A 22183-nucleotide genomic window follows, 5' to 3' on the forward strand; every position below is an offset into this window, starting at 1 on the left:
GCAAGCGTGTGGGACGTAATCGAGCATTCTAGCGCGTCGGACGATTCCCTGAGGCCCATGGGTGACAACGGATCGGGCGGCGGCGCGAATCAGAGCCGACGCTGCCGCCACGTGGCCCACGACAGGGCGATGTCGTCAATTTCTGGCAATACGTGGCAGTTTTCGTGCTGAAAGCGGGCAATTTCGCGCGGCGTGGGCCGGTGTTTCCCACAAGCGTGGAGAATCTTCGCTAAAATGTCGCGTTGAGCTGATCGCGCGTCTGATGCCGCCGACCCGCCGCGTTTTCCTACTACCTGCCTCGAGCCGTCGAAATGACCCTGTTCTCCGCTGTCGAACTCGCCCCGCGCGACCCCATCCTTGGCCTGAACGAAGCCTACAACGCCGATCACCGCACCGAGAAGGTGAACCTGGGCGTGGGCGTGTATTTCAATGCGGAAGGCAAGCTCCCCCTGCTCAAGGCCGTGAAGGCCGCCGAAGAACAACGCGTGGCCGCCGGTCTGCCGCGCGGCTACCTGCCGATCGAAGGCATTGCCGCCTACGACAAGGCCGTGCAGGAAATGTTGTTCGGCAAGGAATCGCCCGTGCTGGCCGAAGGCCGCGTGGTCACCGCGCAAGCCCTGGGCGGCACCGGCGCCCTCAAGATCGGCGCTGACTTCCTCAAGCAACTGAACCCGAATGCCACCGTCGCCATCAGCGATCCGAGCTGGGAAAACCACCGTGCGCTGTTCAGTCAAGCCGGCTTCAACGTCGTCTCGTACCCGTACTACGACGCCGACTCGCATGGCGTGAACCTGGCGGGCATGCTCGACATGCTCGGCAAGGAACCCGAAGGCACCATCGTCGTACTGCACGCCTGCTGTCACAACCCGACCGGCGTCGACCTGTCGATGGACCAGTGGTCGCAAGTCGTCGAGGTCGTGAAGGCCCGCAAACTGGTGCCGTTCCTCGACATCGCCTATCAAGGTTTCGGTGACGGCATCGACGCCGACGCCGCCGTGGTGCGCCTGTTCGCCTCCACCGGCCTGGACTTCTTCGTGTCGAGTTCGTTCTCGAAGTCGTTCTCGCTGTATGGCGAACGCGTGGGTGCCCTGTCGATCGTGACGGGCAGCAAGGACGAATCGGCCCGCGTGCTCTCGCAACTCAAGCGCGTGATCCGCACCAACTACTCGAACCCGCCGACGCATGGCGGCTCGGTCGTCGCCGCCGTGCTGGGCAGCCCCGAACTGCGCGCGCTGTGGGAAGAGGAACTGGCCGAAATGCGTGAGCGCATCCGCGCGATGCGTCTCGCCCTGGTCGAGAAGCTGCGTGCGCATGGCGTGGAGCGCGATTTCTCGTTCGTGATCAAACAACGCGGCATGTTCTCGTACTCGGGCCTCACCGCCGACCAGGTCGAACGCCTGCGTGAAGAGTTCGGCATCTATGCCGTGAGCACGGGCCGTATCTGTGTGGCCGCGCTCAACGACAAGAACATCGACCGCGTCGCCTCGGCCATCGCCCAAGTGCTGCGCTAAGCCCATCCGGCATCGTCGAAGTCGAAGCCCGCCACCCGGCGGGCTTTTTTTGCACCCCAATTTGTTGCAGCGCAGCAACGATAATTGAAAACAATTGTCAAAATAGTCAAAAGCTATCGCAATGATGCAGAAATGCCATATATCAGGGTTATGCTGCGTTGCACAGCCGCGATAAACGGTTGCATAATTCGCTCACCATCCGCCTCTGGGCTCACAACATGCTGTATCAGATTCACGAATACAACCGTGCGTGGTTGAACCCCCTCACCACTTGGGCCAAGGCAGCGGCGACCACGTTTGTCAATCCGAGCAGCCTGCTGGCCATGATGCCGGGCGCGCCCCGCATCGCCGCGGGATACGAGTTGCTCTACCGGCTCGGCAAGGATTACGAGAAACCCGAATTCAATATCAAGGCCGTCGAAGTCGACGGTCACAATATTCCGGTCGTGGAAGTCACGGCAATGGAAAAGCCGTTCTGCCGCCTGCTGCGCTTCAAGCGGTACGCCGACGACGCCGGCGCCGTCGGGCAGCTCAAGGACGACCCGGTCGTGCTCGTGGTCGCGCCGCTCTCCGGCCACCACGCCACGCTGCTGCGCGACACCGTCACCACGCTGCTCAAGGACCATAAGGTCTACATCACCGACTGGGTCGATGCGCGCATGGTGCCGCTCGAGGCCGGCGCGTTCCATCTTGACGACTACGTCGCGTACATCCAGGCGTTCATTCGCCACATCGGCGCGGAGAACCTGCACGTCATTTCGGTGTGCCAACCCACCGTGCCGGTGCTCGGCGCCATCTCGCTCATGGCATCGAATGGCGAAACGACGCCCAAGACCATGACGATGATGGGCGGCCCGATCGACGCGAGCAAGAGTCCGACGTCGGTCAACTCGCTGGCGACGAACAAGTCGTACGAGTGGTTCGAGAATCACGTGATCCATCCGGTGCCCGCCAATTATCCGGGCTCGGGCCGGCTGGTCTATCCGGGCTTCCTTCAGCACGCCGGGTTCGTGGCGATGAACCCTGATCGTCACCTCACGTCGCACTGGGATTTCTATCTGGATCTGGTGCGCGGCGACAACGACGACGCCGACTCGCATCGTCGCTTCTACGACGAGTACAACGCGGTGCTCGACATGGCTGCCGAGTACTATCTCGACACGATCAAGACCGTTTTCCAGGACTTCAGCCTCGCGCGAGGTACGTGGGATGTGGCTGGCCAACGGGTTCGTCCGCAAGACATCAAGACCACGGCGCTCTTCACCATCGAAGGCGAGCTGGACGACATTTCGGGCAGCGGACAGACCCAGGCCGCGCATGAGCTGTGCATCGGCATCCCCGCCAAACGGCGGGCGCATTTTACCGCCCCGGCTTGCGGTCATTACGGCATTTTCTCGGGCAGCCGTTGGCGCAGCGTGATTTATCCGCAGATTCGCGACTTCATCGCCAAGCACGCCTGAACCGTCACCGGTTCGCCGAGCGGCCATGACAAAACCGCCGCGGGGCTTCGGCCCTCGCGGCGGTTTTGTTTTAGCGAGCCTACGGCAAGCGCCGCACGCTTAATCGGTCATCGCGTACGCAATGAATCCAGCAGCATTTGCGTATTGAAGGACGAATATGACTTGCGCGCGTCGCCGGCCATGAAATCACGCCCCATCACGATGGACAGCGTGTGGCGGTTCGACATCACGTAATAGCCCATCGCCGAGATCGTCACGTACAGATCGACCGGATCGACGCCCGGCCGGATTTCGCCGCTGGCTTCGCCGCGCTTGAGCGTCTGTGCGAGCAGCTCCACAATCGGTGAGACCTGTTGTCGAATCTCGGTCGACTGACGCATCGACTTCGCGTCGTGCAGATTCTCGTTGTTGATGAGCCGAATCAGTTCCGGATGGTCGGCGTAATAGTCCCACACGAAGCGGGCCAGTTCGGCCACGGCGTCGAGCGGCGCCAGCACATCCAGCCTGAGCGCGTGTTCGGCGCGGTTGAACTCGCCATAGACCTCCTCGAGCACCGCCAGATAGAGCTGGTCCTTGTTGCCGAAGTAGTAATACAACATGCGCTCGTTGATGTCGGCTCGGCGTGCAATGCTGTCCACGCGCGCACCGCTTGAACCCCGCTCCGCAAACTCCTCGATCGCCGCAGCAAGAATGCGCTGACGCGTGCGTTCGGGGTCGCGTTTGATCTTGGTTTGAGGTGTAGTCATGATCGGCCGGTCGTTCTCATCGGGCGGAATTATGGCACATCGGTTTCAGTGTTTCCGGAAAATGCAGGATAATTCGACTTTCCGCCGAATCCCCCTCAAACGACGTGTCCGAAGTTAGCGCGCTCGCGCAGCGCATCGATGCCCTTTTGCCCCAGACGCAGTGCACCAAGTGCGGTTACGCCGGGTGCCGCCCGTATGCCGACGCCATCGCCAGCGGCCAGGCCAGCTACAACCAGTGCCCGCCCGGCGGCGCCGAGGGCGTGGCGCGTCTGGCCAAGCTGCTGGATCGCCCCATCATCGCGCTGAATCCGGACAATGGCGCAGAGCGTCCCCGGCCGCGCGCCGTCATCGACGAATCGCTGTGTATCGGTTGCACGCTCTGCCTGCAGGCCTGCCCGGTCGACGCCATCGTCGGCGCCGCCAAACTGATGCACACCGTGATCGAGGACCGTTGCACGGGCTGCGATCTCTGCGTGCCGCCCTGCCCCGTCGACTGCATCGACATGGTGCCGGTCACCGGCGAGCGCACCGGCTGGGACGCCTGGTCGCAAACGCAAGCCGACGACGCGCGCTCGCATTTCGAGGTGAATCAGGCCCGTCTCGCGAAGGATCGGGCAGCGCGGGAAGCGCGGCTGGCCGCGCGCGCGGCGCGGGTTGCCCCCGCGGCGCCCGGCACGCCTGCGGCGCCCGCCTCAGGGCAAGATGTGTCGCCGGGAGCGCAAACGGGCGACGTAGCGCCGGCGCCTTCCCCCGTCGCCGATGAAGCCGCTGCGGCAGCAGCTCGCAAGCAGGCCATCATTCAAGCGGCTTTGGCGCGCGCGAGAGAGAAAAAGGCCGCGCTGGCGGCCGAAGGGCTCGCGCCCAAGAACACGACGCACGTTTCGGCCGCCGTGCAGGCGCAGATCGACGAAGCGGAAGCCCGTCGCAAACGCCTGGGCCTCAGCGCAGACGACGATGCCGCCCCCTCGGGGGCCGACAGCGCCCCGCAAAAAGTCTAGGCGGGCGGCCGCCCACGCCGTCACCTGATAACAAGACAGACGCCCCAACCCACGCGCCACCCGCCATGAACGACGCCAAACGACGCGCCCTGTTCGAAACGTTGCAGCAATTGAATCCGCATCCGACGACGGAGCTGGAGTACACGTCGCCATTCGAGTTGTTGATCGCCGTGCTGCTTTCGGCCCAGGCGACCGACGTCTCCGTAAACAAGGCCACACGCAAGCTCTATGCGGTGGCCAACACCCCGGCAAAGATGCTTGCGCTGGGCGAGGCCGGGGTTGCCGATTACATCAAGACGATCGGGCTGTACCGCACCAAGGCCAAGAACGTCATCGCCACCTGCCAGTTGCTGCTCGACGCGCACGGCGGCGAAGTGCCGCGCTCGCGCGAAGCGCTCGAAACGCTGCCGGGCGTCGGTCGCAAGACGGCAAATGTCGTGCTCAATACCGCGTTCGGCGAAGACACCATTGCTGTCGATACACACATCTTCCGCGTGGCGAACCGCACGGGTCTCGCGCCTGGCAAGGATCCGCTGGCCGTGGAACTGGCGCTGGAGCGCGTCATCCCGCGCGAGTTCAAGCACGATGCCCACCACTGGCTCATTTTGCACGGCCGCTATGTGTGCAAGGCGCGCAAGCCGGAGTGCTGGCATTGCGCCATCGAGCCGTTGTGCGACTTCCGCCCCAAGACGCCCGCGCCGAAGGGCTGACCGGCGCTCCCCCGGCAACGCCGTCGCAAATGACACAGACGACGCAAATGACAACGGGCGGTCCCGACATCGGGACCGCCCGTTTGTTCTGTACGCGCCGAGAATACGCGCGGCGCGCGACAAATCCTGCTTAGATGATGCGCGCCGCCTCGTCGAACGACAAACGCGGATTGCGCGGGAACAGCTTGCCGTGATCGCCGTAGCCCAGATTGCAGATGAAGTTCACACGCCACTCGGTACCGCCGAAGAAGGTGTCGTTGACCTTCTGTGCGTCAAAACCGGCCATCGGGCCGCAGTCGAGGCCCAGCGCCCGGGCAGCGAGGATGAAGTAGCCGCCTTGCAGCGAGCTGTTCATGTGCGCGGCACCGGCAGCCTTGGCGGGGTCGCCCGAGAACATCGGCACCATCTTGTCGGCCCCGTTCGGGAACAGCTTGGGCAGGTGTTCGTAGAACTTCAGGTCGTACGCGATGATGGCCGTCACGGGCGCCGTGCGGGTCTTGTCCACGTTGCCCGGCGCCATGCATTCAAGCAGCTTGTTCTTCGCTTCCGGGCTCTTCACGAAGACCACGCGCGCGGGCGTGGTGTTGGCCGAGGTCGGGCCCCATTTGACGAGGTCGTACAGCTCACGCAGCGTTTCATCGCTGACCGTTTTGTCGAGCCACACATTGTGCGTGCGGGCATCGGTGAATAGTTGGGCGATGGCTTCTTTGGCGATGATGCTCATGACAATGGACCTCGGGAGATGAGTGGCGAATGACCGGCGATTGTACCGTTGCCGCGCGACACGCGCTGACGTGGCAAAAATGCCCGCGAGATCAGGGGGTTGCGGCGGCGCCACGCGCCGACAGCCAGACCACGCCCGCCAGAATCAGCACGCCGCCGCCCAGTTGTGCCGCCGTGAGCGTTTCGCCCAGCAGCATGGCCGCGAGCAGCACCGTGACGACCGGCTCCAGCGTCGAGAGCATGGAGGCGCGTCCCGCCCCCAATCGTTGCAAACCAGCGAAGAAGGTCAGAATGGCAACGACCGTCGAACACACCGCAATGGCCGCGAGCGCCGCCCAGCCCCCGACGCCTGCGGGCCAGTGCAGCGGCAGCCCTTGCGTGGTTCGCACCGCCGCCATCGCTCCGAAGGAAACGGTGGCCGCCAGGCAGACGAGCGTTGCCGTGGCGCGGGCATCGACACCGCGTGTCAACCGCGCGCCGATCACGATGTAGCCCGAATAGATCAACGCCGCCACCACGGCCAGCGCCATGCCCAGCGGCTGCCCCTGTCCCCCCCCGACGGTGAGCGCCGTGCCCAGCGAGCAGAGCGCGAGCGCGCCGAGCGTCACGGGCGTGAGGCGTTCATGGAGGAAGATGGCCGCCAAAATCGTCACAAAGACCGGGTAGAGATAGAGCAGCAGCGCGACGAGCGACGCCTGCGCGTATTGCAGCGCGCCGAAATAGCAAAGCGACTGGCCGACGTAGCCGATGCCGCCCATCAGCGCAATGCCGAGCGCCTGACGGCGCGACGGGAAGCGCACCCGCTGCAACCGACACCAGGCCAGCAGCAGGACCGCGGCGACGAAAAAGCGAAACAACAGCATCGCGAAGATGTCGGCACCGGACGCCGCCGCCGCCCGTGCGAAGATGGCCATGGCGCCGAACGCGGACGCCGACACGGCGATCAGCGCGACGCCGGTCCAGGCCGAGGGACGGGGGGCCGGCGGCATGACGGCGGCGTTGCCGGAGGGCGCGTGCGCGCGAGGGCTTTGCGACATGACTGGATAAATTGAGCGACAATACGGCGAGATTTTCAGGCGTTGGCGGCGCGTTTCCCCTGCGCCTGGCACGATGCACGGCAGCGATCGATCCGCCATTGTAGTCAAGGGGCGGCGTGCCGCAAGCGGCGACATCAGAACCCCACGGAGTCCCCATGTTCAATCCGAGCCGTGACGAAGTCCGGCAATTCTTCTGCACCACCTGGCAAAAGCAGCGCAGCGGCAGCATTCTCACGCCGCTCGAGACCATGGCCGCCGACTGGATCCAAGCCCATCCCGAGTATCACGACGCGTTGTCCGACACCGAAGACGCCAACGCCCGCGACTACTCGCCCGAGGCCGGGCAGACGAACCCGTTCCTGCATCTGTCGATGCATCTGGCGATCAGCGAGCAGGTCTCGATCGACCAGCCGCCGGGCATTCGTGCCGCCTACGAGAAACTGAGCCAACGGCTCGATTCGCCCCACGAGGCGCAGCACCGCATCATGGAGTGCCTGGGACAAACGCTCTGGGAAGCGCAACGCAGCGGCCAGCCGCCCGACTCGGACGCCTACCTGCAGCGTATCGAGCAGCAAGCGTCGCGCTGAGCGCCAACGTCGGCGGACCGGCTTATCGGCGGATAGGTGGAACGGTACATCGGGACGCAGGCACGTCGGCACATCGGCACATCGGCGTATCGACGGCTCGTGAGCGACGAACGCCGGCCGGTAGCCCCGATGACAGCGACGCCCCCCCCCATCCACGCCCATGAAAAGCGACGACGGTCCCCCTGAGGGTCACCGTCGTGCCTGATGCCGGATAGCGCGGCCGGTCTGCTTACTTCTTCGTGACGAGATCGCCGGGCAGCGATTCGACATAGGCCGAAATATCACGCAACTCCTGCGAGGTGAACGGACGCGGCTTGCCGTCCTTACCGACCGTGGCGGGATTGGACATGACCTGCGTCTTCATGATCGCGTTGCTGCGACCGTAAATCAGGCTGGTTTCGTTCTGATACGCCCGCAGCGCGTTATAAACGTAGTCTGCATACTGACCGGCCAGCTTCGGATACTCAGGGCTGATCGGCGCGTTCAGATTGGCGCCGTGGCAGCTCACGCACATGCCTTTCTCGACGAGCGCGCGTCCATTGGCGACGTTGCCGGCGGCAAACGCCGAGCCGACCCCACCTGCGAGCACGGCGCCGAGCGCCAGGGATGCCGCCGCGGCGGCCTTTACCATCGAATGCTTCATCGTGTTCTCCTCAGCCACGCACGTTTTACTTCTGGGGATTGACCGGCGTCGACGCCGTCTGCGCCGCGTAGTAGGCGGCAATGTCGACGATGTCCTGCTCGGTCAACGTGGCTGCGATGCCATGCATCGTCTGGAACTTGCGGTCGCCCTTGGCGTACTCCTTCAGGGCGTTCTCAAGGTACTTCGCATTCTGTCCGCCGAGCCGGGGCACGTGATAGACCTCGGGAAACGCGGTGCGATAGTCGGGAATGCCGTGGCAGCCAATACACATGGCGACCTTGTCCTTCGCCGCGTCGAGATTGGGCTTGAGATCGGCCGCATGCGCCGCGCCGAGCGACATGAACGACGTGCTGCCGAGCGCCAGCGCCATCATCGTGAGGAACTTTTTCATGGTCTTCTTGGGAACGTTTTTGGTTGGAATACCGGCCCGCAACACGCAGGTCGACGGCCCGACTCCAAGGCCACCGTCCTGTGAAAAAAGCAATCGATTGTAACCCACAGCCTTCGGTCCGCAAACTCGGGGCTGACCCGCACAGTTCTCCGAAGTTTTCCCGCAAGCCTTTGATGTCACAGCCGATTTCCGCTGTCCGAGCGAGCCTTATGCGCAATGTCTTATACTGAACTTTTTCCCTGCCCGGCCGGTAGGCCGGCTGTTTGCGGACGGCTCAGACAATGCGCTTCGAAGGCTCTTCCCAGTACGTCGCGACCGACGACCTCAAGCTCGCCGTGAACGCGGCGGCCACACTGCAACGACCGCTGCTCATCAAGGGTGAACCCGGCACCGGCAAGACGATGCTCGCGGAGGAAGTCGCCGCCGCGCTCGACATGCCACTGCTGCAATGGCACGTGAAGTCCACCACCAAGGCCCAGCAAGGCCTGTACGAATACGACGCCGTCTCGCGACTGCGCGATTCGCAGCTGGGCGACGAGCGGGTGCGCGATATCGCCAACTACATCGTCAAAGGCGTGCTCTGGCAGGCCTTCGAGGCCGACCAGCCCGTCGTGCTGCTGATCGACGAAATCGACAAGGCCGACATCGAATTCCCCAACGACCTGCTGCGCGAACTCGACCGCATGGAGTTCTATGTGTACGAGACGCGCCAGCTCGTGAAGGCACGCCACCGCCCGCTGGTCATCATCACGTCGAACAACGAAAAGGAGCTGCCCGACGCTTTCCTGCGCCGCTGCTTCTTCCACTACATCAAGTTCCCCGAGCCGTCGACGATGCAGTCGATCATCGACGTGCATTTCCCGAACATTCGCCGCGAGCTGGTGAACGCCGCGATGGCGACCTTCTTCGACGTGCGCGATATTCCCGGACTCAAGAAGAAACCGTCGACCTCGGAGCTGATCGACTGGCTCAAGCTGCTGATGGCCGAGGAGATCGGCCCGGAAGCGCTGCGCAGCGCCGACAACAAGCTCGCGATCCCGCCGCTGGCCGGTGCGCTGCTCAAGAACGAACAGGACATGCACCTGTTCGAGCGCCTCGTCTTCATGAATCGCGCCAATCGGTAAAGGCGCCGCCGTCATGCTGATCGACTTCTTCTATACCTTGCGCGCGGCGAAGCTGCCGGTCTCGGTCAAGGAATACCTGACGCTGCTCGAAGCGCTGCAGCGTCAGGTCATCGCGCCCTCGCTCGACGAGTTCTACTATCTGGCGCGTCTATCGCTGATCAAGGACGAGAAGCACTACGACAAATTCGATCAGGCCTTCGGCGCGTATTTCAAAGGCGTGCAACACATCGTCGACGCCTCGGGCGAGGTGCCGCTCGAATGGCTCAAGAAGCGCATGCAACGCGAATTGTCGCCGGAAGACAAGGCGCGCATTCAGGCTTTGGGGGGGATCGACAAGCTCATGGAGCGCCTGAAGCAACTGTTCGACGAGCAGAAAGGCCGCCACGAAGGCGGCAACAAGTGGATCGGCACCGGCGGCACCTCGCCGTTCGGCAATGGCGGCTTCAACCCCGAAGGCATCCGCATCGGCGGCGAGAGCAACGGCAATCGCACGGCGGTGAAGGTGTGGGACCAGCGCACTTACCGCGACTACGACGACGCCGTCGAACTCGGCACGCGCAACATCAAGGTGGCGCTGCGGCGCCTGCGCAAGTTCGCGCGCGAGGGCGCCGCGCAGGAGCTGGACCTCGACGACACCATTCGCTCGACGGCAGCCAACGCCGGCTGGCTCGACCTGAAGCTCGTGCCGGAGCGTCATAACAACGTGAAGGTGTTGATGCTGCTCGACGTGGGCGGTTCGATGGACGACCACATCGCGCGTACCGAAGAGCTGTTCTCCGCGGCAAAATCCGAATTCAAGCATCTCGAGTTCTACTACTTCCACAACTGCGTCTACGACTATTTGTGGCGCCAGAACCGACGCCGCCACAATGAGCGCTTCGACACTTGGGACGTGCTGCGCAAATACCCGCCCGACTACAAGCTGATCTTCGTGGGCGACGCCACGATGAGTCCTTACGAAGTGCTGCAGGCAGGCGGCTCGGTCGAGTACAACAACGCAGAAGCCGGGGCGGTGTGGCTACGCCGCTTCATCGACCGCTACCCGCGTCACGCCTGGCTCAATCCGGAGCCCGAGGCGATATGGCAATATCGCCAGTCGATCTCGGTCATTCGTCAGGTATTCGCCGGCCGCATGTATCCGATCACGCTCGCAGGACTGGAGTCGGCCATGCGCGCGCTGAGCAAGTAAGGCTCGCCGCCCGACGTCGCAGGGCGCGGCAAGGCAACGCACCAACAACGTAACAAGAACCCAGAGACCGCTTCCCATCATGACGTCCAGCACGACTCCCCTGCCACCGCTCCGGCCGTTGGCGGACACGTCGCCTTCGGCCATTGTCGCCGGCTTCGTTGCCATGATGACGGGCTACACCAGCTCGCTCGTCCTGATGTTCCAGGCCGGACAGGCCGCCCATCTCACCCCCGCGCAGATTTCGTCGTGGATCTGGGCGCTCTCCATCGGCATGGGCGTGACAACCATCGGGCTATCGCTGCGCTATCGCACGCCGGTGGTCGTGGCGTGGTCCACGCCGGGCGCCGCGCTGCTGATCACCTCGTTACCGGGCGTGCCCTATGGCGAGGCCATCGGCGCGTTCATCGTCTGCAATGCCCTCATCGCCCTGTGCGGGCTGACCGGGGGCTTCGAGACGATCATGCGCCGCGTACCGCCGGCGCTGGCGTCTGCGCTGCTCGCGGGGATCCTGTTTCGCATCGGGCTGGAGATCTTCGTCGCCGCGCAGCACCAGACGGCGCTCGTGCTCGCGATGTTCTTCACGTATCTCGTCGTCAAGCGCTTCGCGTCGCGTTACGCCATTCTGCTGGCGCTGATCGTTGGCACGGCGGTCGCGGGCGGCGCGGGCCTGCTCGATTTCAGCCACTTCCACGTCGCGCTGGCGAAGCCCGTGTGGACGACGCCCTCGTTCTCGCTGTCGGCCGCGATCAGCATCGCGATCCCGCTGTTCGTGGTGGCGATGGCCTCGCAAAACGTGCCCGGGCTCGCCGTGCTGCGTGCCGACGGTTACACCGTGCCGGCCTCTCCCCTCATCTCGACGACGGGCATCGCCTCGGTACTGCTCGCGCCGTTCGGCTCGCACGGTATCCATCTGGCGGCCATCACGGCAGCCATCTGCACCGGACGCGAAGCCCACGAGGACCCGGCCAAGCGTTACACGGCCGCCGTGTGGTCCGGCGCGTTCTATCTGATCGCGGGCACGTTCGGGGCGACCATCGCCGCCTTGTTCGCGGCGTTTCCGAAGGCCCTCGTGGTCTCGATTGCCGCGCTCGCCCTGTTCGGCTCGATCATGAACGGCCTGGCCAACGCCATGCACGACATGCGCCAGCGCGAAGCGGCGCTCATCACGTTCATGGTGACGGCGTCGGGCCTGACGCTGTTGTCCATCGGCTCGGCGTTCTGGGGCCTGATCGCAGGCGTGCTGACGCTGACGATCCTGCAATGGCGGCGCGCGTGAGCGTTGTGTGAAGCCGCGCGGGCCGGAGTGATACCATTCGGCCCGCAACATTTTTCGAACGCAACGTCACCGCAGGAGCCGCACCCCCATGGCAATGATCGAACCGACCCCGGTCTTCAAGGACAACCTCGCACGGATGGCCGCCATCGGCAGCATCGAGGGCATCGCGCGCATTGCGCTTCGCGACGTCACGGGCGCCGTCGTGGCGAGCATCGAGAACGCACCGGGCAAGCAAGGCTCGCTCGCCGTGTACCACTATCTGAAGCAGGCCTTCGGCACGCTCGACGCCAAGGCGGCCGAGCATGGGTTGGCGGTCTTCGGCGAACACACGGCCGATGCGCGCAATCGTCCGGGCGCGCACCCCAACGTCGACCGCCTGCTGGCGATCGTGGCCGGCGGCGAGACACTGAGCATCGAGGAAGTCGCAGCCTGAGAAGGCCACCTCCGTCGCACCCAATGAAAAGCCAGCCTCGCGGCTGGCTTTTTTACATCCACGACAGGCATCGCCGCACCGAGATGCGCAGAGGTGCGCCGACGCTCTGAGGTCAGATCGTCAGCACCGGACCACCGTCGCCGTTGGCCGAGCGAAGCTGCTTGACCCAACGCTTGGCCGGCAGGCCCGTGGCGGCTTCCACCACCTTCGCGCGGGCTTCCACATCCTTCCACTGCACCGAGAGCAGCGGACCGTTGAAGGCCAGCACGATCACGTTGCCGTCGTGCACTTCCGGGAATTCGATCACACGATTGTCGAAGGCCTGACGCAGGCGACGGATGTTCTTCGGATAGCTGTCGTGATCGCCGAACAGGTTCGTCGTCAGCATGCCGGGTGCGCTCAGCGTGGCGCGGCAAGCCTTGTAGAACGCGGGCGTGTCATGCACCGGGCCACGTGCGGTCGCGTCGTAGAGATCGACTTGCAACACGTCGACCGTGCCGTGCCTCGCCGGGTCGGTAACGAAATCCCAGGCATCCGCTTCCAGCACCTTCAATCGGCGCGAGTCATCCGGCAGGCTGAACATGGTGCGCGCCGCCACGACCACGGCCGGGTTCAGCTCCACGGCGGTGACCTGTGTACGCGGGAACTGGCGATGCGAGAACTTGGTGAGCGACCCAGTGCCGAGACCCAGTTGCACCACGTGCTTGGGCGCACGCATGAACAGCAGCCACGCCATCATCTGTTGCGCGTATTCCAGCTCGATCCGGTCAGGCTTGGACAGACGCATTGCCCCTTGCACCCACGGGGTGCCGAAGTGCAGGTAACGCACGCCACCCATTTCGGAAAACGTCACCGGCGCGAAACGCGGCTTGTACGCGGGACGCGGGGAACGGGCGGTGCGCTCGTCGCTGACGAACGCTTCGGCTTCGATGGATTTGCGTTTGATGAGGGTCATGTGTCCTTCAATGAAACTCGGGAGATTCCGATGGGAACGCATTGTACCGGGTTCGCTTCCCGTCCCCCGTCGAGACGCCGCAACGCACGCGTCGCGATGACGCATCCGGCACAAGATCAGTGCCCCGGGCAGGATCCGCCGCACCATTTCGCTGCGCCCCGACGCTCAGGGCCGCCGCAATGAGCGATGGCATGGATATTGCAGAGGACACGCACAGGCCAACGGCGGCCTGAAAACAAACTGGCAAGTCGCGATGACGCGCTCCGGCAAGGAGCGTCCCGGGCAATGGCGCCCCGAAGCGAGATGACCAAGCACCGGGCAACCGGCTCGCAGGCATCTCGCTTCGGGGCGCTTTTGCTTTGCCGGTCAGCGCGGCGTGCCTCTGCGTCGACACTCTCTGTAAGGCATGGCATGAACGCTTTCTCCACGCAGTCAACCGAGGCCGAAGTGTCCGCCGAAACCCTCGGCACATTGATCAACCTCTCCGGCAGGCAGCGCATGCTGTCGCAACGAATCATCCTTCAGTTGTTACTCGCTTCGCGTGGGGACACGGCCGCGCTCGATATCGCACGCAAGTGTCTGTCGATGTTCGAGTCGGCGCATTCGGATCTCGCGACGGGCAATGAGCGCTTCCCCGGCGCGTTTTCCAGCGCCTTGCAGCAGCTTTATTTCGGCAGTCCGCGCGCCGACGCACGTATCCGTGATTTCATCGCCCAGGTCAGAGCCGCGATAGACGCCCCTTTGGCGGACCCGCATCGGCAAGCGTCATCCCTCGATGCGCTGGTCGCACAGGCCACCCCGCTACTTGACCTGCTACAGACCGTCACGCAGGCCTATCAGGAGGAAATGCACCGTTGCGAAGTTGCCGTGCGCAAACGCCAGACCGACCTCGTGGAGCGCCTCAGCGGTATTTCGATGCAAGCCAACATCGTTGCGCTCAATGCGCGCATCTCGGCGGCTCGGGCGGGAGAGCATGGCAGGGAGTTCGCGGTGATCACGCAGGTGCTTGCCGACATCATCAAGGAGATGGATCAGTTGATCCGCAACGTCGTCGGTTCGAACGACAAGTCCAAAGGTTCGGCCAGGATTTGATGCGCCGACACCCGTGGATCGCTCCCCCCGCGCCTCGCACAGTGGCGTGCAGCCACGCGCGGGCATGACCGAGCGACCCCGGACGCGCCGCTCGACAGGCCTTCACGCGATCAATGCCTGCCACATGCGCAGCTTTTCCGCATAGGCCAATGTGTAGGCCGGGCTGCTGGAGGGAAGCATCACGATCCGGTACCGCTGCGCGTGATGCGCCAGCGCTTTCATGCCCAACCGGGCCGCCGTGCCGCCATTGAACGCGATCACCTCGAGATCCGGTAGCGTCTCGATGAGCCCCATCAGGTCGTTGCCCGTATGGTCGCGGATATTGCTGTCGAGGCTGCCTTCGCGCCGGGCCTCGGCGACCACGTCCCACAACCCGATGCGATGGGTGAGCAGCGCCTGCAGCTTCGCATCGTAGGCGAGCGACGGCAGGTCGACGCGGATCGTATCGCCCACCAGATGCCAGAAGCGATTCTGTGGATGCGCGTAATACTGCTGGTGCGCGAGCGAGACGTCGCCGGGCAGGCTGCCGAGAATCAGGACGCGCGTTTGCGCATCCACCACCGGGGGGAAGTTGCGTTTGCGTTCGGGGATGAGGTCCGTCGTCATGCCACGCATCCGTCGTGAGCCAGCGCACCGTGCGTCGCTTCCAAACGCCGCCAGAAACGCGGCAGGAACGCTTCGGTGACAAGCAACGGCGCGCCACGGCGTACGAAGACCGAACGACGCGCCCACAACCGCGCACGTGGATTCGCACCGACGAGCGGGTCGCGCGCATCGTGACGCGCGCGGCCGTGCAACAGGTGGCGTGGCGCGAGCGGGCACGACACCAGCATGGACCGCGTGACGGTGGGATCGTGATAGAGCAGATCGGCCAGCGGCCGCGTACGCAAACGGCGCATGGCCTGCCAGATCGAGCGGCTATAGGCGAGCGGCGTGACGCTGTGCGCCACGACCACTGGTTCGCCGTCGACCAACAGGATGACATCGCGGGCCCACATCGGCGTGCGCAATGGCACACCGATGGCGCGGCACTGGTCCGCGTCGGCGGGCATCACTCGCTCCGCCACGACGCGCACGCTCACGCGCCCCAGGGTCGACAGATGGCGCGTGAGCGCGCCGCCCCGGGTAAGCCAATCTTTATGACGACGCGAAAGCGCCGGCGCCGGGACAGCCTGCCAGCGCCGCCCCCCCACATCAAATCGGAAAGTCATGGCTCGGCATTATAAAGGCGCAAGGCGACGGCGCACCGCCCACACGTCATGCAGCGGCGGCATTGAAGCCGGTCTCCGGACACCGGTCCGACACCCTTGATCCGCCGCCCCGTAACGCTCGCGCCCAAAAAGCAAAAAGGCCCCCGCGACATATCGACGCGGGGGCCCATCGGCAACACCATGGTCAGCGCTGCGCGCTCTGCACTGGCGCGCTCACTGCGCGGCGAGCAGCAACGCGTTCGTACGCTTCACATACGCCGCCGGGTCTTCCAGGCTGCCGCCCTCGGCCAGCAGCGCCTGATCGAACAGCAGTTGCGCCCAGTCCGCCAGATCGGCACGCTCTGCCGTCAGACGCTGGATCAACGCATGCTCCGGGTTGATTTCGAGAATCGGACGGAATTCCGGCATCTTCTGCCCCGCCGCCTTCATCAAGCGCTGCAGCGTGCCGCTCATGTCGTTCTCATCCGACACCAGGCACGACGGCGAATCGGTCAGACGGAACGTCACACGCACGTCCTTGGCCTTGTCGCCGAGCACTTCCTTCATCTTCTCGATGAGCGGCTTGAGGTCGCCGCTGGTCTTCTCCTGGGCGGCCTTTTCCCCCGCATCTTCCAGCGCGCCCAGATCCAGATCGCCACGCGCCACGCTCACGAGCGCCTTGCCGTCGAAGTCGTGCACGTACGAGAGCATCCACTCGTCGACGCGATCGGTCAGCAACAACACTTCCACGCCCTTCTTGCGGAACACTTCCAGATGCGGGCTGTGGCTTGCCGCCACCCAGCTCTCGGCCGTGACGTAGTAAATCTTGTCCTGACCGTCCTTCATGCGGCTCACGTAGTCGGCCAGCGACACGTTCTGCTCGGCCGAATCGTTGTGCGTGCTCGCAAAGCGCAACAGCTTGGCAATGCGCTCGCGGTTCGCCTGATCCTCGCCGGTACCTTCCTTGAGCACCTGCCCGAACGCGCCCCAGAACTGCGTGTACTTGTCCTTCTGGTTCTCGGCCAGATCTTCCAGCAGTCCCAACACACGCTTTGCGCAGCCTTCGCGGATCGCCTTCACATCGCGGCTTTCCTGCAGGATTTCACGCGACACATTGAGCGGCAGATCGGCGGAGTCGACCACCCCGCGCACGAAGCGCAGGTAGTTCGGCAGCAGTTGTTCCGCGTCGTCCATGATGAACACGCGCTTGACATACAGCTTCAGCCCGCCCTGCGAATTGCGATCCCAGAGATCGTACGGCGCATGGCCCGGCACATACAGCAGTTGCGTATATTCGCTGCGCCCTTCGACGCGGTTGTGCGTCCACGCCAGCGGCACCTGCATATCGTGCGCGATGTGCTGATAGAACTGCGTGTACTGCTCGTCCGTGATTTCGCTCTTGCTGCGGGTCCACAGCGCGCTCGCCTGGTTGACGGTCTCGTCGGACTCGGCGGGCACCATCGCCTTCTTTTCTTCGTCCCATGTTTCGCCGCGCATGACGATCGGCAGCGAGATGTGATCCGAATACTTGCGGATGATCGACTGGAGTTGCCACGACGAGAGCAGTTCGTCTTCGCCCTCGCGCAGATGCAGCGTGATGGCGGTGCCGCGCGGGGCGCGCTCGATGGTCTCGACCGTGAAGTCGCCCTCGCCCGCCGACGACCAGCGCACGCCCTCCGAAGCCGGCAGCCCGGCGCGGCGCGACTCGACCGTCATGCGATCGGCCACGATGAAGCCCGAGTAGAAGCCCACGCCGAACTGGCCGATGAGCGCGGCGTCCTTCTGCTGATCGCCCGACAGGCGCGAGAAGAACTCCTTGGTGCCGGACTTGGCGATCGTGCCGAGATGCGCGATGGCTTCCTCGCGGCTCATGCCGATGCCGTTGTCCTCGATGGTGACGGTGCGGGCGTCCTTGTCGAACGACACGCGAATCTTGAGTTCCGGATCCTGCTCGTACAGCGCGGCGTCGTTGATCGCCTCGAAGCGCAGCTTGTCGGCGGCATCCGAAGCGTTGGAGATCAGTTCGCGCAGGAAGATTTCCTTGTTGCTGTACAGCGAATGAATCATCAGTTGCAGAAGCTGTTTGACTTCCGCCTGAAAGCTCATGGTGTCTTGCGCCATGGTCGGGAATCCTCGTGAATCGGTGAGATGGATGGAATATCGACACTGACCGCCGGCCGGCGCACTTGCGCGCGCGCTGCCGGAGCGGCGGTACCCGATGAAAATAGGGACGGCGGGCCGGCATTTCAAGGCCGGCAGAAGGGTTATTTCGCGGCAGCTTGCGCGACGATACGTGAAATTACGGCAAAACCTGGCGAAGCGCCGTGCCAGCGAGACGGTCGAACCGCGCCCACACCCGCTCAGGCGGCCAGTTCGAGCTGCCGCGAGAGGAAGGTCAGCATGGCGGGGTCGCTGGAACAGGCGATATTCATGCGCATCCAGGTACTCGGCGCCTGCCGCGGCGAGAACAACGCCCCCGGTGCAAACAGGAAGCCCGCTTCGTGCCCCGCAGCGGCGACCGCGCTGGTATCGACGCCGGTGTCGACCCAGAAAAACATGCCCGACGTCGGTTCGCCGAACATGCGCAGGCCGATGCGCTCCAGACGCCGGCGCGTGGTGTCGCGCACCTCGTCGAGACGCGTACGCAAGCGCTCTACGTGACGCCGGTAATGCCCCTCGGTCAGCGCCTTGTAGACGATCCGCTCGTTGATCTCCGGCGTCGTCGAGCCGGACAGCATCTTGTGATCGACGAAGGTCTTCGCCAGCGCCGGCGAACACGCCACGAACGCCACCCGAAGGTTCGCGGCGAGCGTCTTCGAGAAGCTGCCCATGTAGATCACGCGCTTGAGCTGATCGAGACTCGCCAGTCGCGCCACCGGCTGGTGAGACGGGCACAGATCGCAGTAGATGTCGTCTTCGAGCACCATGAAGTCGTACTGCTCGGCCAGACGCAGGATCTGGAAGGCGCGCGCCGCCGTCAGCGACGTTCCGGTCGGATTCTGCAGGATCGAATTGAGGATCAGCAACTTGGGCCGATGCTGCTGTACCAGGCGCTCCAGCGCCGGCATGTCGAGTCCGTCGGGGGTGTACGGCACGCCGATGGTGTGGGCGCCTTGCGACGCGATGCGTCCGAACATGACGAACCACGCCGGGTCCCCCACCAGCACCGTATCGCCCGCGCGCACGTACAGGCGCAGCAGAAAGTCCACCGCCTGCGTAATGCCTGACGTCAACACGATTTGCTCGGGGCGCGCGCCGATTTCGAGTTCCGCGAGTTGCGTCTGAAGTTGCACGCGCAGTGGCAGGAAGCCGTGCGGGTTACCACTTTGGAGCAGATGCGCGCTCGACTGACGGCTCATCGAGCGCATGGCCGACGTCATCATGTCGGCATCGAGCCAGCTCGGCGGCAGATAGCCCATGCCCGGACCGCGCTCCGGCGCGACCGAGTGAAGCATGCTGCGCACGAGCCAGGCCACGTCGATCGGCCCCTGCGCGACCATCGGCGCCGCCGCGTTCTGCGCGGGCATCACAGGCCGCTCGCGCACGTAAAAGCCCGAGCCGCGCCGCGCCTCGAGATAGCCCTGCGCGACCAGCCGCTCGTACGCCTCGACGACGGAAAAGCGCGACACACGCTTGTCTTCCGCCAGCGAGCGAATCGACGGCATGCGCATGCCGGGCAGGAAGACGCGCTCCTCGATGCGCAGGCTCGCCCAATGCACGAGCTGATCGACAAGCGTCATGCGCGACGTGTCGAGCGCGGCGTTGTCGGCCAGCACCAGCGGAGAAATGGGGGTCGTTGTCGTCATCGTCTATCCACCTGGGCAAAGCTGAGCGCCGCTTCGCGGTCAAAGTGTCTGCTGCGCGTCGGCCCGGTATTGCGGGGATTGTCCATCGGTCGCCACTCTACGCGCGCCAAATTCTCTGTCAATCCTTAACTGTACCGAAGATTACTTTGTCATCTGTACCGGTACTGTACCGGAGTTAACCGATAAAGTGTCTTCTCAACTGGAGACCGCCATGCGTGAAATCCGACTCTTCGAACTGGACCGGGAACAGACCGTCTTCTGGCAGGCCCCGGCTGCCGACCTGCCGCAATCGCTTCAGGTGCTGCAAGGTGTCCTGTGGCTGACCGTGGAAGGTGAGCCCGCCGACCATTGGTTGCACGCCGGCGAAAGTTTTGAGATTCGGGCCGGTCAGCGCGTGTGGCTGGGCACATGGCAAGACGGCGTGCGTCTGCGCGTGAGCCATCCTGCGGCCACACTCACCGCGTCTGCCGGCAAGCGCCTCGTGCGCGCCGGGTGGCGACTGGCGTGGCGCGATCTCGCCGTGCGCATGGCCAATCGGACGATGACGCGACTCTCGCGTGGATGACCCGAGGAAGGAACGAGGCGGAGTAAGCTATCGATTTTGCCGCCCGAACCCGCCATGACCGCACCCCAAGCCCTGAAACTGGATCATCTCGTCGTTGCCGCGCAAACGCTGGAGGCGGGCGAAGCCCATGTCATCGAGCAGCTCGGCCTCACCGAGGTCGTACCGCAGCGCGGCGGCAAGCACGCCCGCATGGGCACGCACAACAGTTTGCTGGGCCTGTGGGGTGGCGCTTACCTAGAGATCATCGCCATCGATCCGGAAGCCCCGCCGCCAAACCGGCCGCGCTGGTTCGGCCTCGACGACGAGGCCGTTCAGGCGCGCCTCGAGGCCGGCCCCTACCTCGCGCACTGGGTGGCGCGCGTGGAGCGTCCGCGCTCGCTGCCACGCTGGCAAGCGCAGTATCCGCAGCGGTTGGCGCCAGTCATGGCGATGCAGCGCGGCGCGCTGTCGTGGCGGATCGGCGTGCCCGACGACGGCAGCCTGCCCGCTTGGCAAGGCGCCGGACAAGGTCTGCTGCCGACGCTGATCCAATGGGATTCGGCGCAGCACCCGAGCGATGCGCTGCCGAGCGCCGATTGTGCCGTTACCGCGTTGCGCGGCTTCCATCCGCAGGCGGCGGCGATCCAGGCGCAATTGCAGTGGCTTGGGGCCGACGCGCTCGTCAACGTCGAAGCCACGCTGGTCGAGCCGTCGCTCACCGCCGAAATCGAAACCCCCGACGGGCCGCGCACGTTGCGCTAGGCCCGCCGCACCGAACGCCCGGCACACCGCATGACGGGCCGATGACGCAGGACCAGACATACGAGGCGACACCATGAATTCGCGTGAATCCCGGGGCATGCTGATCGGACTGATCGGTGTGCTGATCTTCAGCCTGACGTTGCCGATGACACGCATTGTCGTCGCGGAAGTCAACCCGTTGCTCAATGGGCTGGGGCGCGCGCTGGTCGCCTCCGTCTTCGCGGGCGCCCTGCTCTGGTGGCGTCGCGAGGCATGGCCCACGCCACGCCAGATCAAGAGTCTCGCCATCACCTCGTTGGGCGTGATCATTGCGTTCCCGGTGTTTTCCGCATGGGCGATGAAGACGATTCCGGCGTCGCACGGCGCGGTCGTCAACGGCTTGCAGCCGTTCTGTGTCGCGATCTATGCCTATTGGCTCGGCGGTGAACGTCCGTCGCGCGGGTTCTGGGGCTGTGCCCTCGCCGGCAGCGTGCTGGTGATGGCCTTCGCGCTGCGCGCCGGGGGCGGCAGCCTGCATGCGGCCGACGGGCTGATGCTGCTGGCGGTGGTCATCGGTGCGCTCGGCTATGCCGAGGGTGGCAAGCTCGCTCGCGAGATGGGAGGCTGGCAGGTGATCTGCTGGGCGCTCGTAGTGTCGGCGCCGGTGCTGGTGCTGCCGGTGGGCTGGCTGGCGTGGCATCAGCCGTGGCCGGTCAGCGGCAAGGCATGGGGTGCGTTCGCCTACGTGACGCTCTTCTCGCAGTTCATCGGCTTCTTCGCGTGGTATGCGGGTCTCGCCATGGGCGGCATCGCACGCGTGGGCCAAGTACAATTGCTTCAGATTTTCTTTACGATTGCGCTGTCCGCCCTCTTTTTCGGCGAACACGTCGACACGGCAACGTGGCTCTTCGCCGCGGGCGTCGTCCTGACTATCGCACTCGGCAAGCACATGAAGATCGGCGCCTCGCGACTCACGGGCAAACCGGTCTGAAGGCACGCCACGGCGCATGCGATCCCTGCGCCGCGA

23 protein-coding genes are annotated in these 22183 nt (G+C 64.5%); 13 read left to right on the top strand and 10 right to left on the bottom strand.

The genetic code is table 11. The annotated features are described in order from the left end of the window. Window positions 1–311 precede the first annotated feature (311 nt). Window positions 312–1511, top strand: a complete 1200-nt coding sequence (locus PCE31107_RS11915) for an amino acid aminotransferase (RefSeq protein WP_150608626.1) — start codon at window positions 312–314, stop codon at window positions 1509–1511. Between the two features lie 218 nt (window positions 1512–1729). Further along, a complete protein-coding gene (locus PCE31107_RS11920; RefSeq protein WP_130025546.1) occupies window positions 1730–2971 on the top strand; it encodes a polyhydroxyalkanoate depolymerase in 1242 nt (413 codons plus the stop codon). A gap of 107 nt (window positions 2972–3078) precedes the next feature. Here PCE31107_RS11920 and PCE31107_RS11925 read toward each other — a convergent pair whose 3' ends face one another. Beyond that, window positions 3079–3717: a TetR/AcrR family transcriptional regulator gene (locus PCE31107_RS11925; protein WP_130025545.1), complete on the bottom strand. Its 639-nt coding sequence runs from the start codon at window positions 3715–3717 to the stop codon at window positions 3079–3081. A 104-nt stretch (window positions 3718–3821) separates the two neighbouring features. Here PCE31107_RS11925 and rsxB point away from each other — a divergent pair, with 104 nt between their 5' ends. Beyond that, window positions 3822–4715, top strand: coding sequence for an electron transport complex subunit RsxB (gene rsxB / locus PCE31107_RS11930; RefSeq protein ID WP_150608628.1), 894 nt, complete (start codon window positions 3822–3824; stop codon window positions 4713–4715). A 65-nt stretch (window positions 4716–4780) separates the two neighbouring features. Further along, on the top strand, window positions 4781–5425 hold the full coding sequence (gene nth / locus PCE31107_RS11935) for an endonuclease III (RefSeq protein WP_017234932.1): 645 nt from the start codon (window positions 4781–4783) through the stop codon (window positions 5423–5425). A gap of 130 nt (window positions 5426–5555) precedes the next feature. On the opposite strand, the gene PCE31107_RS11940 is transcribed toward nth, so the two are convergent. Both PCE31107_RS11940 and PCE31107_RS11945 read right to left on the bottom strand, forming a co-directional pair. Continuing rightward, window positions 5556–6149: a malonic semialdehyde reductase gene (locus PCE31107_RS11940; RefSeq protein WP_017234931.1), complete on the bottom strand. Its 594-nt coding sequence runs from the start codon at window positions 6147–6149 to the stop codon at window positions 5556–5558. Window positions 6150–6240: 91 nt separating this feature from the next. After that, complete coding sequence (locus PCE31107_RS11945; protein ID WP_150608783.1) at window positions 6241–7137, bottom strand: DMT family transporter; 897 nt, start codon at window positions 7135–7137, stop codon at window positions 6241–6243. A gap of 203 nt (window positions 7138–7340) precedes the next feature. Between PCE31107_RS11945 and PCE31107_RS11950 the strand changes: the two genes are divergently transcribed. Continuing rightward, window positions 7341–7772 carry a DUF1841 family protein gene (locus PCE31107_RS11950; protein WP_130025544.1) on the top strand — a complete coding sequence of 144 codons (432 nt, stop codon included), beginning with the start codon at window positions 7341–7343 and terminating at the stop codon, window positions 7770–7772. A 229-nt stretch (window positions 7773–8001) separates the two neighbouring features. Here the strand turns inward: PCE31107_RS11950 and PCE31107_RS11955 are convergent, their stop codons facing one another. After that, window positions 8002–8415, bottom strand: coding sequence for a c-type cytochrome (locus tag PCE31107_RS11955; protein ID WP_017234929.1), 414 nt, complete (start codon window positions 8413–8415; stop codon window positions 8002–8004). 25 nt (window positions 8416–8440) lie between these two features. Continuing rightward, on the bottom strand, window positions 8441–8806 hold the full coding sequence (locus tag PCE31107_RS11960) for a c-type cytochrome (protein ID WP_017234928.1): 366 nt from the start codon (window positions 8804–8806) through the stop codon (window positions 8441–8443). Between the two features lie 281 nt (window positions 8807–9087). On the opposite strand from PCE31107_RS11960, the gene PCE31107_RS11965 reads away from it, so the two are divergent. From PCE31107_RS11965 to PCE31107_RS11980, 4 genes are all read left to right on the top strand, one after another. Beyond that, window positions 9088–9930 (top strand): AAA family ATPase, encoded by an 843-nt coding sequence (locus tag PCE31107_RS11965; RefSeq protein WP_150608630.1) that lies wholly within the window; start codon window positions 9088–9090, stop codon window positions 9928–9930. Between the two features lie 13 nt (window positions 9931–9943). Continuing rightward, a complete protein-coding gene (locus PCE31107_RS11970; protein WP_130025542.1) occupies window positions 9944–11119 on the top strand; it encodes a vWA domain-containing protein in 1176 nt (391 codons plus the stop codon). A gap of 79 nt (window positions 11120–11198) precedes the next feature. Continuing rightward, on the top strand, window positions 11199–12395 hold the full coding sequence (locus tag PCE31107_RS11975; protein ID WP_150608632.1) for a benzoate/H(+) symporter BenE family transporter: 1197 nt from the start codon (window positions 11199–11201) through the stop codon (window positions 12393–12395). Window positions 12396–12489: 94 nt separating this feature from the next. Beyond that, window positions 12490–12828: a DUF2322 family protein gene (locus tag PCE31107_RS11980; RefSeq protein ID WP_150608785.1), complete on the top strand. Its 339-nt coding sequence runs from the start codon at window positions 12490–12492 to the stop codon at window positions 12826–12828. Between the two features lie 112 nt (window positions 12829–12940). Here PCE31107_RS11980 and PCE31107_RS11985 read toward each other — a convergent pair whose 3' ends face one another. Beyond that, window positions 12941–13783, bottom strand: coding sequence for a class I SAM-dependent methyltransferase (locus PCE31107_RS11985; RefSeq protein WP_150608634.1), 843 nt, complete (start codon window positions 13781–13783; stop codon window positions 12941–12943). 411 nt (window positions 13784–14194) lie between these two features. On the opposite strand from PCE31107_RS11985, the gene PCE31107_RS11990 reads away from it, so the two are divergent. Next, on the top strand, window positions 14195–14875 hold the full coding sequence (locus PCE31107_RS11990; RefSeq protein WP_150608787.1) for a methyl-accepting chemotaxis protein: 681 nt from the start codon (window positions 14195–14197) through the stop codon (window positions 14873–14875). 102 nt (window positions 14876–14977) lie between these two features. Here the strand turns inward: PCE31107_RS11990 and PCE31107_RS11995 are convergent, their stop codons facing one another. The 4 genes from PCE31107_RS11995 to PCE31107_RS12010 all read right to left on the bottom strand — a co-directional run bounded on the left by PCE31107_RS11995 (window position 14978) and on the right by PCE31107_RS12010 (window position 19871). After that, complete coding sequence (locus PCE31107_RS11995; protein WP_150608636.1) at window positions 14978–15490, bottom strand: DNA-deoxyinosine glycosylase; 513 nt, start codon at window positions 15488–15490, stop codon at window positions 14978–14980. Further along, window positions 15478–16086, bottom strand: coding sequence for a chorismate--pyruvate lyase family protein (locus PCE31107_RS12000; RefSeq protein WP_150608638.1), 609 nt, complete (start codon window positions 16084–16086; stop codon window positions 15478–15480). Before PCE31107_RS12000 ends, PCE31107_RS11995 begins: the two co-directional genes overlap by 13 nt. A gap of 213 nt (window positions 16087–16299) precedes the next feature. After that, on the bottom strand, window positions 16300–18186 hold the full coding sequence (gene htpG / locus PCE31107_RS12005; protein ID WP_150608640.1) for a molecular chaperone HtpG: 1887 nt from the start codon (window positions 18184–18186) through the stop codon (window positions 16300–16302). 239 nt (window positions 18187–18425) lie between these two features. Next, a complete protein-coding gene (locus PCE31107_RS12010) occupies window positions 18426–19871 on the bottom strand; it encodes an aminotransferase-like domain-containing protein (RefSeq protein WP_130025537.1) in 1446 nt (481 codons plus the stop codon). A 211-nt stretch (window positions 19872–20082) separates the two neighbouring features. On the opposite strand from PCE31107_RS12010, the gene PCE31107_RS12015 reads away from it, so the two are divergent. From PCE31107_RS12015 to PCE31107_RS12025, 3 genes are all read left to right on the top strand, one after another. Next, entirely contained in the window at window positions 20083–20436 is a 354-nt protein-coding gene (locus tag PCE31107_RS12015; protein ID WP_017234917.1) for a DUF2917 domain-containing protein, read from the top strand. 54 nt (window positions 20437–20490) lie between these two features. Continuing rightward, entirely contained in the window at window positions 20491–21177 is a 687-nt protein-coding gene (locus tag PCE31107_RS12020) for a VOC family protein (protein ID WP_150608642.1), read from the top strand. Window positions 21178–21250: 73 nt separating this feature from the next. Beyond that, window positions 21251–22147, top strand: a complete 897-nt coding sequence (locus tag PCE31107_RS12025) for a DMT family transporter (protein ID WP_150563076.1) — start codon at window positions 21251–21253, stop codon at window positions 22145–22147. Window positions 22148–22183 lie beyond the last annotated feature (36 nt).

This window comes from Pandoraea cepalis, assembly GCF_902459625.1.
GTDB classification, from domain to species: Bacteria; Pseudomonadota; Gammaproteobacteria; order Burkholderiales; family Burkholderiaceae; genus Pandoraea; species Pandoraea cepalis.